Raw genomic sequence first — 15375 nt, forward strand, 5'->3', positions numbered from 1 at the left:
CGCTCTGCCGACCTACTCCCAACCCCTCTCGGATTCATCCAGCGCCCACAACCTGGCCGCCTCGACGATCTCCAGCATGTCGACCAGGTCGCCGTCATCGACTTCCTGTCTCCGGTGAGCGGCATAGGCCATTTCACTGAGCACAGCCGCGCGACCATCAGGATCAGCGATCAGGGCCACCTGATCGTCCAGTTCTGCCACCCAGGCCTGTGGTAATCCAACCATCATTCTGCCCTGCACCACCAGGACTGCGCGTAGAGCACGCCGTCGATCTCCTCCACCCCGTTGATGTTGATGCCGAGCTGGGCCATGCCGTTGACCTTGGCATCGTGCAGCCGCGGGATGATGTCCGGCCCAGGCGACGGGTTGAACACCCAAGCCTGGGTCGATACCCGGCCCAGCGGCTCGCTGTGGTGGTCGCCGATGTGGATGTCGGCCCGAATGGGCGTGATCTTGCCGAGCTGATTCGTAGGGATGGCCACGCCATTCACGCGGCGGCGAACGAGGAGGAAGTACATAGGGTACCAATACTGTATGAATAAACAGTATCGTATAGGCGGGATCGGTCGCGGGCAATTGCCGGTCAGCGGATCAGTTCGCCATTTCTAAAAGCTGCAGTTAGCAAGGGTTGCTGGCATAATGCCGGGTTTGTAACGGATCAGGATGTGTACGGATGCTTGGCGCATTGATGGGAAGAAAACGGGCTGCTCCACCGGCTGTAACTCAGGTGGTTTCTGTCCTAAACCGATTGTCTGCCTCTGCCGGAGGGGTGACACGGGTGTCGCTCAACCGATCTGCCATTCTGGCGGATAACGGCTTCAGGTCGTGCATCGTTTCAATCGACTGGGACCTTGGGCTGCAAGGTTCTGTACAGTCCCTGCGCATCAGCGGGCAGCTGGCAAAGCCAGTACTTGCGCTGAACTTCTTCTACTACTATTGCCAAGCCTCCGTAATGCGTCGCTCCGGCACCAAGATCACCGATCTTGAGCAGCTCTCAGTCAAGGTTGCATCCAACCTTCCAAAGCGAAGATCTCGTTTCATCGGCCTGACCGAGTTCCAGAGTCGCGAATACATGAACAGCTTTGGCGATGTATTTGCCCGGGAGATCCTGGACGCCGAAGGTAACTCTGTATCTTTCGAATTGGTAATTGATAGCGAAAGATCGAAACAGTACAAAACACGTGACGAAGCATGCTCAGCATGGCTCGAAGAGCTTGCCGACTACGGCGCGCACACGGTCATAATCTCCGACGCCTCTTCAACGAGCGACGTTGTGACCAATGTTCTCGGCGGCAAGATCTCCAAGGTTCTGACCCTCCATGGGAACCACTTCATGGAGCCGTTCACCTTTGGCAGCCCGATTAAGCCTCGCAGCCAGCTGATCATTGATAACGCCAACAGCTGCGATGCTCTTGTACTGCTTACCGAAAGCCAAAAAAGGGACATCGAGCAGCAGTTCGGGGAAAGTTCCAACGCCGTTGTTATTCCTAACTCGGTCACAGAGTTTGCTATTAAGCAAGACGTTTCCAGAGACCCGAACGTCTTCGCAATCGTCTCGCGACTTGAAGGTGGCAAGCGCCTCGACCGCGCCATTCGCGCCTTCAAGATCGTCGTAGAGCAAAACCCAAAACTCCAGCTGGAGATCTGGGGTCGCGGTGCTTTGGCCGATGAGCTTTCTGAGCTTATTTCTGAGCTAGATCTTGAAGACAACGTGTCTCTCAACGGCTACACCCGAGCTCCACATGCCGTCTACTCCCGGGCTCGCTGCACCTTATCCACTTCGCTCTCTGAAGGTTTCGGCCTGAGCATCATCGAGTCGATGTCGATGGGCACGCCGGTAATTTCGTTCAACACGAATTACGGCCCTATCGAGATCATCGATGACTACGCTAACGGCTACCTGGTGGAGTCCGAAAAAGAGCTAGCAGAACGCATTCTTGAAATCGCCGAAGACAACAATGCATTCGAGGGGCTTTCGAAGGGCGCCCTGGCAACTGCCGCCAAGTATTCTTCCAAGCGAATTGGCAAGGAGTGGATTGATCTGGTCAACGGACTGGCGCAAAAAGGTGCTGCTCCAAAGCATGGATCGAAGAGCAAGTCTATCGAAAACTCCCACTCCAGCAGTTCGGGCACGTTGTTCATTTCGGCTAACGACATCACCGAAGAGCTCTCTCAATCGGCCCGGCATGTCGAGATCATCAAGATCGACAGATCGAAGCAATTCAACGACAAGATTTCGAAGCTTGAACCAGGCGTGTACCGAATCAAAAGTATGAAACTTGATGAGGATTCGTCACGTTACGCTATCAAATTCGGCCAGGGGCCGAAGACCCACAAGGGAACTATCCCGCACAAGTCGTTCACGCTCCGCTTGATTGGCTGACCAACTACGCTTATGGCCCCGGCATACTCCTTAATGTAGGGGCCATTCAGCAAAGCGTCGCCCCTTCCCCCTCTCCCATCTTTTAATTTTTCCGCATTGCGTCGCTCATAGCTTCGCAAGCCAGGCCGGCTATTCGGCTTCGCTCAAGCGCTGCCGCGAGGTCTCCCGCCATTCGGTCAGACTCCTCAAGCAATCCCCCGAGCACCACGACGGCAGGGGTTCCTGCCTTGCGCTGCTGGGTAGCGATGGTATCGCAGGTGGCTCTGTGGCCGGCGCGCAGTCGGGCGATCTCCCCACGCAGCCCGCCAGCAGCAGACTCAGCAGCAGTAGCGCGGCCAGTGACCTCTTCCAGTTTCTTGCGTGCATGCTCACCCTCCTCGTCCGCCACTGCTTGGCGGCGTTGTTCTTCAGTTCTGGCCTGGGCGGCGGCGCGTCGGTCTCGCTCTGCAACCTGCAGGCGATAGTCGGATAGTTCGGTTCGCGCCGTAGCCGTTTCGCCGCGGGCGGTGGCTGCCGCAGCTTTTTCCGCTCCTACGCGAATTTCCTGGCCTCCAGCCACCATTACCAGCGCGATCAGCCACCAGCACCAGGCCGGCACAGCGGCCAGCCAGTTCATGCCAGTGCCCGCCGCACACCCTCGTCGATCACTTCAACCTTGTATGGGTTGCCGCCGTTCTCGTGGACGATGATGCCCACCACAGCCTCACGCAGCACCTGCGGCTTGGAGATGTCGATCGAATCGCGAACGCCTACGCCGAGGCGCTTCGCGATGGCCTGGGCATAGGCCAAGGTGTTGTTCTCACTGGCCGGCGCCCAGCGGCTGATGAACTCCAGCGGGGTATCGATACCAGGGCGACCCACGCCGGGCATGCCGTCTTTGCCTCGGTAGTTGAGCAGCAGCTTGGCCAGGGCCCGGATGCCGTTCTCGGCCTGGTCAAAGCGGGCGAAGCGCGGGCTGGCCACGCCCACCTCCAAGCCAAGCTGGCCCTGCCACGCGTTACGGGGGTTGAAATCGATGTTGCCCGGGTTGTTATTGCGAACGCCGCGCGGTGTGGACATGGTTTCTCCAGACGAAATAAAGCCCGCGCATGGCGGGCAACATGAATTTCAGGCACAAAAAACCGCTCAAAGCGGCCACGTTCACAGCTTGCAGATCAGGCGATGCCGTACTCGGTTTTCAGCGCCGCGACCAGTTGCGCAAGTTGCGCCAGGTTGGTCGGACTGGCGCGGAGCGATCGATTGAACACGAAGGTGTCCCCCACCTTCGAGGTCCGCAGGCTGTTGCCGCTTCCGTGATAGCCGATCTCCAAGTAGCTGTCTGCTGCTGCAGCGCTTGCTGTTGACTTGGTGTTTTCGACAAAGGTGTCCACTTGGTTCACAGCGATAGAGACCTTCTTGGTAGTGTCGTCGTAATCCACGACAACTACCGCCCATGTCCCTGCAGGTTTCGGCGTTTCAGCATAAGGGGCGCTGTTGGTGCTTCCGTAAGCTATGAGCCTCTTTACCTCAGGAGACGCAGTGGTTGTGTCATAGCGCAGGACAGTGGCAATCGCAGTCTCACCGGTATAACCCATCATGAAATTCAGCCGGTTCGTTGGCTCGGTAATCGCCACAAGCATGACCAGAGTATACGAAGTCGGCATGCTACCAGGCTGAAAAGCCAGCGAGCCAAGGCTGTCATCGGCAGAAAACCCCAGTGCTGGCTTGCCGCCAACGGTACTCAGCCGCAGGACCGAGGGCGACGACCCCTTCTGGAGCAGCTTTTCGCCGGTAACCCGGCAATTGCCCGAGACGCCACCCTCGGCCAGGGCCACCAGACTTTTGGGCGCCATCGCCCGGTGGATGTAGGGCATCGACGATGCGATGCGGTCAGCAGCGGAAACGTTGAGTTTCACCGCCCCAGGTGCTGCAGGTGCCTGGACGCCAGGCAGGACAATCAGTTGACCTCGCAAAGCCATGAGGTGCACTCCATCAGTTGGTGACTTGAATTCGTTGGTGGCAGGCCCAGTTGTAGACAGGGGTACCAGTTGCATCGAGATCGGGCGCGCTGTCTCGGATGCAGGTTCGGGCGCCCGTGGTCGGTCCCGCCCGGCTGCCGGCGACGCCAATATCGGCGATACCCACCATTTGCCCAGTACCGGTCGGCTCGTTGCTCAAGGTGAGCCGAAGCGTATCGAAGCCGGTCTTCTCGACCTTGGTAACAGTCGCGCTAGACGTGCTGTCGATCCAGCGCAGGCCGTAGAAGCCAGGGTCCAGCACGTTGACCGTGTCGATAACCAGCGGCCCGGTCGGGACGTGGAAGCGCAAGTCGACAGTTACCCCGGAGCGCTTGGCCGACAGGCAATGCAGCGGCAACCAAATTCGCTTGTTGATAATCGCGCGTGCTGCCCGGGCAACCATCACCCCATCGCGTGCATACGAGGCCGCAGGCAGGTGGATACCGTCGGTATTGCTCGGCAGGGAGTACTGAGGCCCGGCCATGACGAACTTGTCGGGGTTCTCCAGCGCCGCCTGCAGTTGCTCATGCGGGATGTTGCTGAAGGACCGGTTGTAGGCCGGCGCGGTCCAGTTGCTCATCTGGGTCAGCAGCATCGGGATGGTGTTCAACTGCCCGGACACTGCTCGCAGGTCGGCGTCATAGTCGGTTTGCAGCTGAAGCAGGTGACCGATGTACACCCCTGCGGCCATGCCGCCGTCATGCTGCCCCTGATTCCAGCCAACAAACGGAATCTCGTAGCCGTAGCCCAGGCGATCGGCCTCGGCTTTAGCCGCCGTGGCTGCGGTGATGCTGTTGTTGTAAGGGGTAGTGCCCTTGTTCAGCGAGGTGATGCCCTGGGCGCCGCGGGAGTGGTCGCTGGTGAGCAGGCCGACATCCGAGGGCAGGCCGCGCATCCGATTGATATTCGCAGCAGTCTGCAGCGCGGGCGACTCCAGAGCCTTGGCAGTCAACGGTTTGAAGGGGGCCACCATAGCCGAGGACAAGGTTCCCGTTTCATCAGTAAGCTGCACCCCATCATTCAGGGTGTACAGACGGTTAGCCGCTGGTGGCTGAACAGTAATCGGCGTGCCCGAACCGATACCACGCATCAGGGATTGACCGTTGAAAAGGATGTGCAGGAATTTCTTTACATAGGGCGCTACCGACCCAGCGACAGGCAGGTCGATAGATTGAATGCTCACGGAGTTGAAGCGCCGAAGGAAGCTGACGGTACCAGACTGCAAATCAGGGTCAGTGTTGTCGCCGCTGGAAGTCAGCTGGTATGGAACCCCGCTCACCAAGACCCATACGTCGCGCTGGCCAGACGGCCCCTCAACCCATGCCATGGAACTGGCCGCACTGGCCGGCGGCTGATAGAAAACTACCTCCCCGCTCCACTTGATACCTAGGATCACGGTGTCATTCTGGTCACAGAGCGCCCACGCGAAGTCACCGACCAGCGACAGGCCAGGCAGCCGGTCGAGGATCGCATCGACGACACCGTCGGTTCTCACCCCCAAGATTACCCGAAGCAGTTCGTCGGTGAGGGCCCAAGGGTGAGTTTCCGACATATTGCGGGGCGGTGCTGTCTCGACGGCGAACTGGGTGCTGTCCTGTACCTGCTTGACCTTCTTGGCATTCGGGTAGGTATCCACGAACACCGCGGTCCCCGCAGTGTTGCGGTACACGTTTACATACTCGTCGTCAGCACTAGAAAGAACGCTGAAGTTGGTGTCGTTCTCAGTGCCGGCAAGGCCTGCCGCGACTGAGACATAAGGCATTGCCCCACCAAGCAAGGTCGCCAGGTTAGTCATTACCATCGCATTGGTCGGTCGCCATACCCCAGGCGAAACCTCCACCATTTTCACTTCCGGCGACAGTAGCAGCTCGTCGGTCTTGTCGATCGTTTGTGTCAAGCGCGCGAGATCTTCTGCTCCGCTCATGTTTACTCCAGGCGAAAAAAAGCCCACCGAAGTGGGCAGGTAATTAGGTGGCCGGTGCGCCGGGCCATGATCGGGTGTACCAACGCTCCAGCAGGGAGCGCAGTTGAGCAGTCATTACCGTGATCGACATACCGGCAAGCAGAGAGGTGAACTCCGCTTCGTCGACGATTGGCAATTCGAACAATTCAAGCGTGGCCGTGTAGCGCCACAGGTCATCGCTCACAAACTCGGGACCGGTGTAGATGTCGGTGAACCTGGCGCGATGCGGCTTCAGCCCCAGCGGCGTCCGAAGCGGGCAGAGAAACCAGTCGGCCCAACCGATGCCCCACTTGCACCATCCCTCAAACAGCTTGGCCTCAGCCGTTGAGAGCAACCAGCTGACGGGCAGCAGCGTAGGAACGCTGCCGAACCGCCGACGCTGCATGGCCCGACCACTTGACATCGTCGTCCTGACTATCGGGCTTACGGGCTTGAAGCCGTACCCATCCCCCACTGGCAGCGGGAGATCATCCGGAAAGGTCAGCATCCTCAAGCATCCTCAGGTGCAAAGTTGTCGTCATCCGCGTAGACACGCGCGTCGTAGTTGACCGCCTCCATATCCGCCGAGTAGTCACCCGGCTCGATGGATGTGATGAGGACCGGGTAGCACCACCTGTTCGAGACGCCGAACAGCAAGTGCGGGGGCTCAATCTCCAGGGAAAGATCCGGTTCGAAATCAATCGTCGGGATGATTACTCTGTAGTCGTCCAGGCGCGCCGCAGCCCATGGCCCACTGACAGAACCATCAGGCCTGCGAACTGCGAGCACATGGGTCTTCCCGGATTCCCAAGTAAACGGCTCGCTGCTTTCAACGATTACCGGCCCCTCTCCATGGGAACAATCAACCATTATCGCGGACTGGGCGTACCCCGGAATGTCATCTGCCACAGCGTCATAGCTGAGGTAACCGCTATTGAGCGCCGAGAGCTCGGTGCTCCAGCTGTAGCTTTTGGTCTGGTAGACCTGCGCCCGGCGCTGCCGCATGCCATACCGCCAGGCACGATCGCGGTCAGTGACGCCATCGAGCGTGATTTCCTCGACCCTGCTGAATGCGTCACCGTCCAGCTTGCACTTCACCGTTTCTTCCGCCCAGGTGTTCCCGTCCCGGTACTTGATAAGCACGCCGTCGTAGTCATCCGGTGCCGGCAGTGTGAAAGCGCGCTTGAGGGGGCTGGTCATGTTCTGCGGCGTGTACATCTTGCCGATCTGGGTGCGCAGCTCATCGCGCACGGGTGTGATCCGTCCGCGCTCAAGCGTGAACTTCGCAAACCCGGCCTTCAATGCATCGTTCAGGGCGTCCTTGACCGTGCCTGCCTCCTCTACTGCGAAGTCGAAGTAGTCCCCCCGACTTTGCCAAATAGCGGCGTGGCGCACGAACTCTTCGATATCCAGATCGTCGTCAGTGGCGCCGGCATCCTCCGCGACGTAGTGAACCCAGGGTGCGATGCCCCTGGTAGCTGTCGGCGCCGACCAGGTGCCATCGACCAGCACCGGGAGCTTCCGCGTGCCAATCACTGATACCTGACTCTCGGACTGTGCTGACAGCTTGGTACCGCCCCGGGCATAGACCGCGATCACCGTCACGCCGGGATAGCGCAGCGGCGCCTTGTCTATTCTGGCGCGCATGCCATACCACTGCACGCGGTCCTGCTTGGTGTTGGCAGTAGACTCTTCACCGATTCGGCGGACCCGCATTTCCCCGCGCATGTAGGTCGGGAAGGTTACCGCTCGGGTGAAAGCGATCTGATCTCGGCGGGTTGCAGTGAAGGTCCAGAAAACGGAGGTCCAGTCACCTGCCGTGCTGGCATCGCGGTATTGCGCCTCGACCTTCACGCTGACCTGACGCTGGTTGCCGTTCTTCTCGGTGTAGCGGATCAGGCCGCTCGGGAAGAAGAAGTCCAGCTCCACCCGGCGTACAGTCTCGCCCTCCGGGCAGACCACGAACGACCCCGCCCAGTCGCCTTCAGTGGTTGACCCGTCCAGCACGGCGCTTACGCCATTGCTCTGGATCGCGTCGAACCCATCCCACTCATCGTCAACAGAACCGGTGTCGGTCAGGCGGACGACTGTGATCGCTGAAGGCCCATGGCTCTCGTCTTCCGGGGTCTCGCTGTCATCTTCCACAGAATCATCAGAAACTTCCGTGATCCGGTAACGCATGTCGCGATAACCGATCGATGAAAGCAGTTCACCGGTCTGCAGGCCTACAGCTGGAGCGCCGCCGTCATACGCCATGGTCATCGAGGCATCTTGACCATCCGTTGCCGCCTCAGACTTCACGCCCGTCGCAAACACGGGGCTCGCCCCCAGGATGTCGACGACTACACCGGTGATGGTCAGGCCGGTACCGGTGAACGGCGCGGCCTGCTCAGCAATCCGCAAGCGCCCGCTCGATGCACTGGCCACTAACGGCGTGCCTGCCAAAGCGGCGTTCACTGCAGACACCAGGCCGGCGAGGTCGGTGGTGGCAGTGGTCAGAGCAACGGGGAAGTCGCTGGCTCCCCGAGAAACCGTAAAGCTCAGCGGCGTCACATTGAAGTCGAAGCGCGTAGGGGCCGCGCTGCCGGTTACCATCGAGGCGCTACCTGGCACTGCCGGCGTGCCTGGCACCTCTGGCGTATAGCTGGACACCACGTACTCGCCAGCATTGGCGCCCGATATCTCGATACGCATTCCAACATACGGCTTTAGCATGGGCAGATGCGGGCCGCTGACCACGGTTGCGCTCCCATCAACCGGACCGGTGTATGTGTACTGGTACGGCACCTCGATGCGAGCGATCATTCCGCTGTCCCAGCCGAGCGGGAACCAGCCAGCGCCCTCTGGAACGGTCAGCACATGGTCGGCAACCAGCACCGACTCACCCGTGAACTGCTGGGCCACGGTGGTGGTGGTCGTGAGCGTGAGGCCTGCCCCGCCGGTGCTGGTTGACCCAACCTCGGTGGAGTTGTGCCACCAGATCCGAGCCGGCTCATCAGCCAACGACTCGCCTGGGCCGTAGATCCGGTATCGCGCGGTGCTACCGAGCGATGCGATCGGGGTGTCGCCGATCTTCACGTCGGTCGGGTTGATCTCAAACTCACCCACGCCAACGCACAGCAGCATCTCCACCCACTGCTCCGTTTCGTTGACGAAGTAATGCCGAGGGGGCACCAGGAAGTCGGGGAAGATTCGCGTGCGGCCGGCGACCTCCCGGATTATGTCCCCCACCTTGACCTGGTTGCCGGTGGTCTTCGCCAGGTTAAGGCTCTGTCCCTTTTGCGACTTGTTCGTCGGGGTGGTCAGCGGTTTCTGCGTGAGCATGATGACGCCGACCGCCACCACGGCGGCCACCACGGCCCACACAGCCACCTCCAGGCCGGTGCCCTTGGGCTCCGGGTAGATTCGGACGTTGTCCATAGGGGAAAACTCGACCTTGCCCCAGTGGGCAGGCGCAATGAAGACCCCGTTCACCTCGATGCTGATGGGCGGTGCCGATCGCGGCGCATACCCTGGAACGTTGCGCTGCAGCCACCCCTCGATCGTCATCACCTTGTCGGTTCTGTGGCGCTCCAGGGGGGAGCCCTCAAGCTTGCTCGGGTAGAATTCGATCACGGTGGTAACTCACTTTCAGGTACTGGTCTTGAAATCGCCGTAGCGGCTTGATGGTCGCCCCGCTGGGCTTCATCTCCAGGCCATGCAGCCGGCCTTCGGCCTCAACGATCAGCGCAACGTGGATGCAGATATCGCCCCGCCAGACGCAGGCGATCGCGCCGACCTCCGGCTCGCAGCGCTCCATGCCAGCGGCTTCGTGGTTGACCGCTCGGGTGAACTCCATCGGCATGGTGTTTCGGACATAACCCCAGCTCGGCAGCAGTCGCAGGCCGTACACCTCATGACGCACCGCTCTGGCCATCCCCCAGCAATCGAAGCGCGCAGGGCCGCGCCCGCCATCCTCGTAGGTGGCGGCCAAGTAGCTGTCAAACATCACACGTACCTAAGGCAGGGGGCGAAACTCAAGGTGTACTTGCGCCTTGGCCAGGCCAAATTGATGTAGTCGGAGTAGCCAGCCTGCAGCTGCACGCTGGCCCCTTCCATGAACCCACTGAGCACCGTCATCCGGTACGGCTTCTCTGCAGGTGCTGATAGGTCGGACGACAAGAAGATCCGGAACACCAGGGTGATCTTTTGCCGGGCCTCCAGCGCCTGATCGATCAGCTGCTGCGCTACGCCGGTGACGTTGTCGATGGCAAAGGTCAGCGTCTGGCTACCACTGTCGTCGCGCTTGGGCAGCGCTGCATCGAAGGCCGCGGCAGTGAACTTCACCTTGGCCCCTGTCTCGAGAGTGGCCAACACATCGTCGAAACCTGCACAGAGGTAGATCGGCGCCGGCCAGGCTGGACAACGAAGCTCAAGAGTCGGAATGATCCACGCCTTGCCACCAGAGGCGTACAACGTTGCAATCGCGGTCATCGCCCTACCCTTTTTGCCCCATAGGTTTGTTCATAAGCCTTGGCCAGCACGCCGCCTTGCCGGATGTTTGCCACGCAGATATCAAGGATCTGACGACCATCCGGACCCGTTGACATCTGAACTTGCCCTGCGCGACTGGCATCCTCATACAAGTTGACCTGGGGCGCAGGCTGAGCCGGCGCCGGACCGCCCGAGACCACTGAATCAGCAGTGGGGGCTGAAGAACTGCCTGGGCCACCTACGAAGGCGGCACGACCGTCGCTGATGGCTTCCAGCGTGCCCACGCCAATGCGCGCTGTAGCCTCAGCATCGAACACGTACTCGCCGCGGTGCACCGGACCGGCGACCTCATCCTTGCGGCCGTGTCCTGTGTAGCCGCCATCCATGAAGCCCACACCCGACATCGCGGTCATGCCCACAGCCGAAGCCAACGGGTTGGCTATGGTGAGCGCAGTTGCCATTGCACCTGGTGCCAGGGCCGGACCAACGATTGGAATTGCTGCAGTAGAAGCAAAGGCAGCCAGGCCGGCCTGCAGCGCTGTCGCCTGGGCGTTCGCTGCCATCATTCCCGCAGCGCTCGCCTGGGTAGTCTTGCCGACGAGCAGCTGGACCCCTTGGTAAATGAGCCACTGCGCGGCCATGTCGGCCAGCGCGTTGAGCACCGACTCAGCAAAGCCACCGATCATGTTGCCCAGTGCATCACCAGCACTTTCAGTCTCAGTGGCAACATCGGTCATGAAGGTGCTCAGTTCGCTTCGGGCACTTCCCAAGATGTTGGTGGTGGCATCGGCCGCCTGGGCCGAATAGTTCCTTGCCTCGTCGGCATAATTTGCCCAAGCCTCACGCACTCCGTTCATCCAGTTGGACTGCTGTTCGTCTACCGCTGCGTAGTAGTTCTTCTGGTTCTCGAGCTGTTTATCTAACTCCTGCTTCAGGATCTCGGTTTCGCCGGCGTACAGCTCTGGACTGATCTGCCCAGTGTTACGCTGCTCGTTCAGCGCTTTGAGATCCGCGACATACTTCTGCCGCAGGGCAAGCTCAGAGCGCATGCGATCACGCGCCTTGTCGCCCAAGCCGATACCAGCAAGCTCCTGATCGAAACCGTCAGCCTGAGTTCGGGTGCCACTCTGCTGAGCGGACCGGAAGGCGCTGAGCTTCAGGTCATCTTCATTGGCCTTCTTGATCTTGTTCAGCACGTCCAGCTCAGCAGCAAGCTCAAGCAGGCGCTTCTGCTGCGCTTTGGACAGGTTGCCTAGCTTCCCCTCTTGGAGCTCGAAGGAAAGCTTGGCGACCTCAGTCGCATCCTTGTGCTTGTCGCCAGTGGTGTTGATCAGCTCAATCTGGCGCTTGTAGCCTTCCTCAGCTGCGTCGAAGTCTTTCAGCTGCTGCTTGGCAGCCTGTTCAGACTTTGACTCCCCCTCACGCTTGGCCTTGTTAGCCTTGTCGTTGGCCTTCTTCTGCGCCTCGATAGCGTTGGCTGCCGACAGAATCGCCTGCCGATCGGTCTCGGTGAGGTCTGCATTCTCTGCGATGTAGCGGTTTGCGATCTTGATCGCGTCGTTGTTGTCTTGCAGGCCGCCAAGCTGCTTCTGCAGAGTTTCCAGGTAGGTCTGGCCAGCGCTGCTCATACCGGTCTTCGCGGCATTGTTCGCTTCGGTCGCGACCGTGTTTTCCTTGGTAACCCCGGTGAGGACGCGCAAGGTTTCCGCAATCAGGCCTGAACGCTGGTCAGCATCACTGACGGCGCCCGCCTGGGTGATCCAACCCTGCAACGTAGCCGCTGGCAGTTGGAAGCGCGCCCCGACCTCCTTGAGGATTGGGGCAAGGTCTGCACCTGAAGACCGAGCCTCATTCAGCCGGTCGATGATTCCTTGGTAGTCGGCCAGCTGCTTGTTGTACTGACCACCCGAGTCCCGAACAGGTGCTGTTACTGTCGCAGAGCGTATGGACTGGGCAAGATCGCCATAGGCATCCTTGACCTTGTCCGCGGCGTTGATCTGCTCCTGTTGCCATTTCACCAGAGCGGCTTCGCGCTGGTCCCGGTTGAGCTTCTGGAACTCCTCCCGCAGTTGGGATACGGGCTTTTGCATGTCCTCCAGGCTGACCCCGGCCTTGTCCGCATTGTCGCGAAGCAGGAGGAAACTTGCCGCGGCGGTGCCGGCGAGAATCGCCAACCCCATGGGTCCGCCCAGGCCAGCAAGGAGACCGGCCGAAGCTGCCTTCAACCCAGACTGAGCTGTTGCTACTGCGGCAGTTGCAGCGGCCTCCTTTGTCCGCGCCGTTGCGAGCTGAAGGGACATTTGGGTCTGAACTGCGGTACCGCGCGCCGCAATAGCCTCCCGCTCAGCAAGAATGGTGGCAGTCTGAGCTTTCCGTTGATCCGCAATCGCCGCCTGCAGTGTTGCCTCAGCCTGGGCAATGCGCGCAGCACGGTCAGCCCGCGCGGCCTGCACGGCAAGTCCGGTCTTCGCAACGTAGTTGGTCAGCGCAGCAACTCCAACGCCGCCCATGGCCACGGCCACCAGGTCCACGTTGTCCGCCAGCGCAATCAGCACGTTCGCGAAGCCTGCGACTATGCCGGTTTGCTCTTCCATACCACCCAGGAATGCCTGAATGGAGTTGCTGATGTTCACCATCGCGTCCTGCACGCTGGTGGACATGTCGGCCGCAGCCTTGCGGTTGACCTCCACGGTGCGCAGCAGGCCAGTGTTGATGTCATCGAGCGACAGCTTGCCCTGGACACCGAGCTTCCTGATCTCCTCAGCGCTCTTTCCGGTTGCGGAGGCAATCGCAGTGACGATGGTCGGCATGGCGTCCTGAATGGACACCCAGCCATCCGCCTCGACCTTGCCGGTCTGCAGCGCTTTCGAGTACGCATCAAGCGCGGAGCCGGCTTTGTCGGCAGCGGCGGCGTTGGTCACCAGCAGGAAGCTGAAGCTGTCGGTGATGTCGAGCGTCTGCTGAGTGTTGAATCCCAGGCTGCGCATTACGTCCGCAGTGCGGATGTAAAGCTCTTGGGCTTCAGCCAAAGGCCGATAGGTCTCTTGGGCAGTTTGCAGCAGGTGTTCCTGGACCAGCTGGTACTCGCCAGCACTACCGGCTGCAGCCTTCATCCGGTCAGACATCTGACCGTAGGCGTCGACTTGTTGAATGATTCCGCCGATCAGGCCGGCTCCGGCCACGGCCGCGAAAGCACCACGAACGAGAGTACCGGCTTGCTGCGCTGCGGCGCCTGCCCGATCAAAAGCAGAGTCGACCTTCGCCAAACTCTGATCGATCGCCTGGGATGACCGAGCGACCAACTGATCGGCATTGGCCAACTCTCGACGCAGCTGAGCCGTGGTCGCCTCAATCTGGACCAGCATCCCCTGGACCTGTTGGTCGGCCATGTAATTCTCCAGAACGAAAAAACCCGCCGGAGCGGGTGTTGAGCTATGCGTTTCGGCCCGTCAGCGCCTGGCGCAGCTTGTCGGCCACGGCCGAGGCGCTGGGTTTCGGCTTGGCCCCTTGCGCCTTTCCTTTGCCGAAGGGGTTGGTCATATGCGACCACTCCAGCCTGGCATCCAACGCCATGAACAACTCGGGTAGCGGCGTTCGCCAAGCCACATCGGGTTGCCAGCCAAGCCAGCCCGTTGCGATCGAGTACAGCCGGTCAACGTAACTTCCGTCTTCGATGACGCTTACGCCGTCCCGGCTTGGTCGTTTCCCGGGTCTTTTCCGCGCGGGTTGTACAGCGCGACCAAGTAGGCGTTCAGCTGCGTCGACACATCGAGAACGCCGTGCTGCCAGACTTGCTCTGGCACTGCCTTGGCAGTCTTCTCGTCGAGGCCGGCACCGGCCACAAGGATGGCAGCGCAACCGTCGACGCTGAGCGAGTTGATCGCCTGGGAAGCACCGCGCAGGCCGCCAAAGCGGCTCTCGATCGCCCGCACAGCCTTCAGGGTTGGGGTAAGGGTGAACACTTCGTCACCCAGGTGGACGGTAACGGTACCGTGCAGCGTGTTGTTCATGGATCAGGTCCTATGAGGCCGGGGCCGAAGCCCCGGGCGCTTATGGGGTGACAGGGGCCGGCAACAGCTCGAGGATTTCCGAGTTGATGCCAAAGGTGATGTTGCGGCGCACCACGTTGTCAGCGGCGCCGGCCGCAACGGTGTTGTTCATCACCTTCGCGCGGTAGTAGAAGGTGGTCGGGCTGATTGCCGGGGATGCATCAGGGTCGCCGTCGTTGAGGGTGACCTTGATGTTGTAATCGCCCTTGCTGCGATCCTTGTGGGCGGTCTTGACGGCGTTCTGGCCGGCATCGCCGTTATCCAGGCCCACGGTCATGGTCATGTCGCCGGCATCAGCCGTGCCCTTGTACTTGCGCACCCGGCCATCCTCGAGCGACGTGAAGGTCACGCTGCTGTAGGTGTCGCCGAACTCGCCGAGGTCTTCGATTTCACCAACACGCACATAGGTGTCGGCCTCGTACTCGGTTTTGGTGGTCGCCCCCGTCTTGCTGCCAATGAAGAGGCGGCAGCCGGCGGCTGTATTGAGGTTGTCTTCTGCGGGCATGGGTGATCCTCCAAAGCCACGTTGGA

General features: G+C 60.5%; 14 protein-coding genes. 1 reads left to right on the forward strand and 13 read right to left on the reverse strand.

Annotated elements, in window-relative coordinates; translation table 11 throughout:
- Positions 1-12 precede the first annotated feature (12 nt).
- Both INQ47_RS23705 and INQ47_RS23710 read right to left on the reverse strand, forming a co-directional pair.
- Positions 13-228 carry a hypothetical protein gene (locus tag INQ47_RS23705; protein WP_404702738.1) on the reverse strand — a complete coding sequence of 72 codons (216 nt, stop codon included), beginning with the start codon at positions 226-228 and terminating at the stop codon, positions 13-15.
- A complete protein-coding gene (locus INQ47_RS23710) occupies positions 225-518 on the reverse strand; it encodes a hypothetical protein (RefSeq protein WP_060495488.1) in 294 nt (97 codons plus the stop codon). Before INQ47_RS23710 ends, INQ47_RS23705 begins: the two co-directional genes overlap by 4 nt.
- Before the next feature lie 155 nt (positions 519-673).
- On the opposite strand from INQ47_RS23710, the gene INQ47_RS23715 reads away from it, so the two are divergent.
- A complete protein-coding gene (locus INQ47_RS23715; protein WP_404702739.1) occupies positions 674-2383 on the forward strand; it encodes a glycosyltransferase in 1710 nt (569 codons plus the stop codon).
- A gap of 82 nt (positions 2384-2465) precedes the next feature.
- Here INQ47_RS23715 and INQ47_RS23720 read toward each other — a convergent pair whose 3' ends face one another.
- The 11 genes from INQ47_RS23720 to INQ47_RS23770 form a co-directional block, all read right to left on the reverse strand.
- On the reverse strand, positions 2466-2999 hold the full coding sequence (locus tag INQ47_RS23720) for a DUF2514 family protein (protein WP_108191451.1): 534 nt from the start codon (positions 2997-2999) through the stop codon (positions 2466-2468).
- Complete coding sequence (locus INQ47_RS23725; RefSeq protein WP_404702740.1) at positions 2996-3442, reverse strand: structural protein P5; 447 nt, start codon at positions 3440-3442, stop codon at positions 2996-2998. Before INQ47_RS23725 ends, INQ47_RS23720 begins: the two co-directional genes overlap by 4 nt.
- Positions 3443-3537: 95 nt before the next feature.
- The gene (locus INQ47_RS23730) at positions 3538-4341 is read right to left on the reverse strand and encodes a hypothetical protein (RefSeq protein ID WP_404702741.1); all 804 of its coding nucleotides are present in this window, start codon (positions 4339-4341) and stop codon (positions 3538-3540) included.
- 13 nt (positions 4342-4354) lie between these two features.
- Complete coding sequence (locus tag INQ47_RS23735; protein WP_404702742.1) at positions 4355-6304, reverse strand: sialate O-acetylesterase; 1950 nt, start codon at positions 6302-6304, stop codon at positions 4355-4357.
- A 43-nt stretch (positions 6305-6347) separates the two neighbouring features.
- Entirely contained in the window at positions 6348-6830 is a 483-nt protein-coding gene (locus INQ47_RS23740) for a hypothetical protein (RefSeq protein WP_404702743.1), read from the reverse strand.
- Between the two features lie 2 nt (positions 6831-6832).
- Entirely contained in the window at positions 6833-9937 is a 3105-nt protein-coding gene (locus INQ47_RS23745) for a host specificity factor TipJ family phage tail protein (protein WP_404702744.1), read from the reverse strand.
- Entirely contained in the window at positions 9909-10310 is a 402-nt protein-coding gene (locus tag INQ47_RS23750) for a hypothetical protein (RefSeq protein WP_182374921.1), read from the reverse strand. Before INQ47_RS23750 ends, INQ47_RS23745 begins: the two co-directional genes overlap by 29 nt.
- Entirely contained in the window at positions 10310-10795 is a 486-nt protein-coding gene (locus tag INQ47_RS23755; protein ID WP_129932795.1) for a DUF1833 family protein, read from the reverse strand. Before INQ47_RS23755 ends, INQ47_RS23750 begins: the two co-directional genes overlap by 1 nt.
- Positions 10792-14184, reverse strand: a complete 3393-nt coding sequence (locus tag INQ47_RS23760) for a phage tail tape measure protein (RefSeq protein ID WP_404702745.1) — start codon at positions 14182-14184, stop codon at positions 10792-10794. Before INQ47_RS23760 ends, INQ47_RS23755 begins: the two co-directional genes overlap by 4 nt.
- Before the next feature lie 291 nt (positions 14185-14475).
- The gene (locus INQ47_RS23765) at positions 14476-14805 is read right to left on the reverse strand and encodes a hypothetical protein (RefSeq protein ID WP_404702746.1); all 330 of its coding nucleotides are present in this window, start codon (positions 14803-14805) and stop codon (positions 14476-14478) included.
- A gap of 40 nt (positions 14806-14845) precedes the next feature.
- Positions 14846-15349 (reverse strand): hypothetical protein, encoded by a 504-nt coding sequence (locus INQ47_RS23770; RefSeq protein ID WP_404702747.1) that lies wholly within the window; start codon positions 15347-15349, stop codon positions 14846-14848.
- Between the last annotated feature and the right edge of the window lie 26 nt (positions 15350-15375).

Origin of the sequence: Pseudomonas sp. 3HC3 (assembly GCF_044904505.1) — a bacterium.
Taxonomy (GTDB): Bacteria; Pseudomonadota; Gammaproteobacteria; order Pseudomonadales; family Pseudomonadaceae; genus Aquipseudomonas; species Aquipseudomonas putida_Y.

Bases quoted from the DNA above. Each gene is read 5' to 3' on its own strand.
- INQ47_RS23710 (WP_060495488.1), bottom strand. From the start codon at position 518: ATGTACTTCCTCCTCGTTCGCCGCCGCGTGAATGGCGTGGCCATCCCT.
- INQ47_RS23730 (WP_404702741.1), bottom strand. From the start codon at position 4,341: ATGGCTTTGCGAGGTCAACTGATTGTCCTGCCTGGCGTCCAGGCACCT.
- INQ47_RS23770 (WP_404702747.1), bottom strand. From the start codon at position 15,349: ATGCCCGCAGAAGACAACCTCAATACAGCCGCCGGCTGCCGCCTCTTC.
- INQ47_RS23705 (WP_404702738.1), bottom strand. From the start codon at position 228: ATGATGGTTGGATTACCACAGGCCTGGGTGGCAGAACTGGACGATCAG.
- INQ47_RS23720 (WP_108191451.1), bottom strand. From the start codon at position 2,999: ATGAACTGGCTGGCCGCTGTGCCGGCCTGGTGCTGGTGGCTGATCGCG.
- INQ47_RS23715 (WP_404702739.1), top strand. From the start codon at position 674: ATGCTTGGCGCATTGATGGGAAGAAAACGGGCTGCTCCACCGGCTGTA.
- INQ47_RS23755 (WP_129932795.1), bottom strand. From the start codon at position 10,795: ATGACCGCGATTGCAACGTTGTACGCCTCTGGTGGCAAGGCGTGGATC.
- INQ47_RS23735 (WP_404702742.1), bottom strand. From the start codon at position 6,304: ATGAGCGGAGCAGAAGATCTCGCGCGCTTGACACAAACGATCGACAAG.
- INQ47_RS23750 (WP_182374921.1), bottom strand. From the start codon at position 10,310: ATGTTTGACAGCTACTTGGCCGCCACCTACGAGGATGGCGGGCGCGGC.
- INQ47_RS23765 (WP_404702746.1), bottom strand. From the start codon at position 14,805: ATGAACAACACGCTGCACGGTACCGTTACCGTCCACCTGGGTGACGAA.
- INQ47_RS23725 (WP_404702740.1), bottom strand. From the start codon at position 3,442: ATGTCCACACCGCGCGGCGTTCGCAATAACAACCCGGGCAACATCGAT.
- INQ47_RS23760 (WP_404702745.1), bottom strand. From the start codon at position 14,184: ATGGCCGACCAACAGGTCCAGGGGATGCTGGTCCAGATTGAGGCGACC.
- INQ47_RS23740 (WP_404702743.1), bottom strand. From the start codon at position 6,830: ATGCTGACCTTTCCGGATGATCTCCCGCTGCCAGTGGGGGATGGGTAC.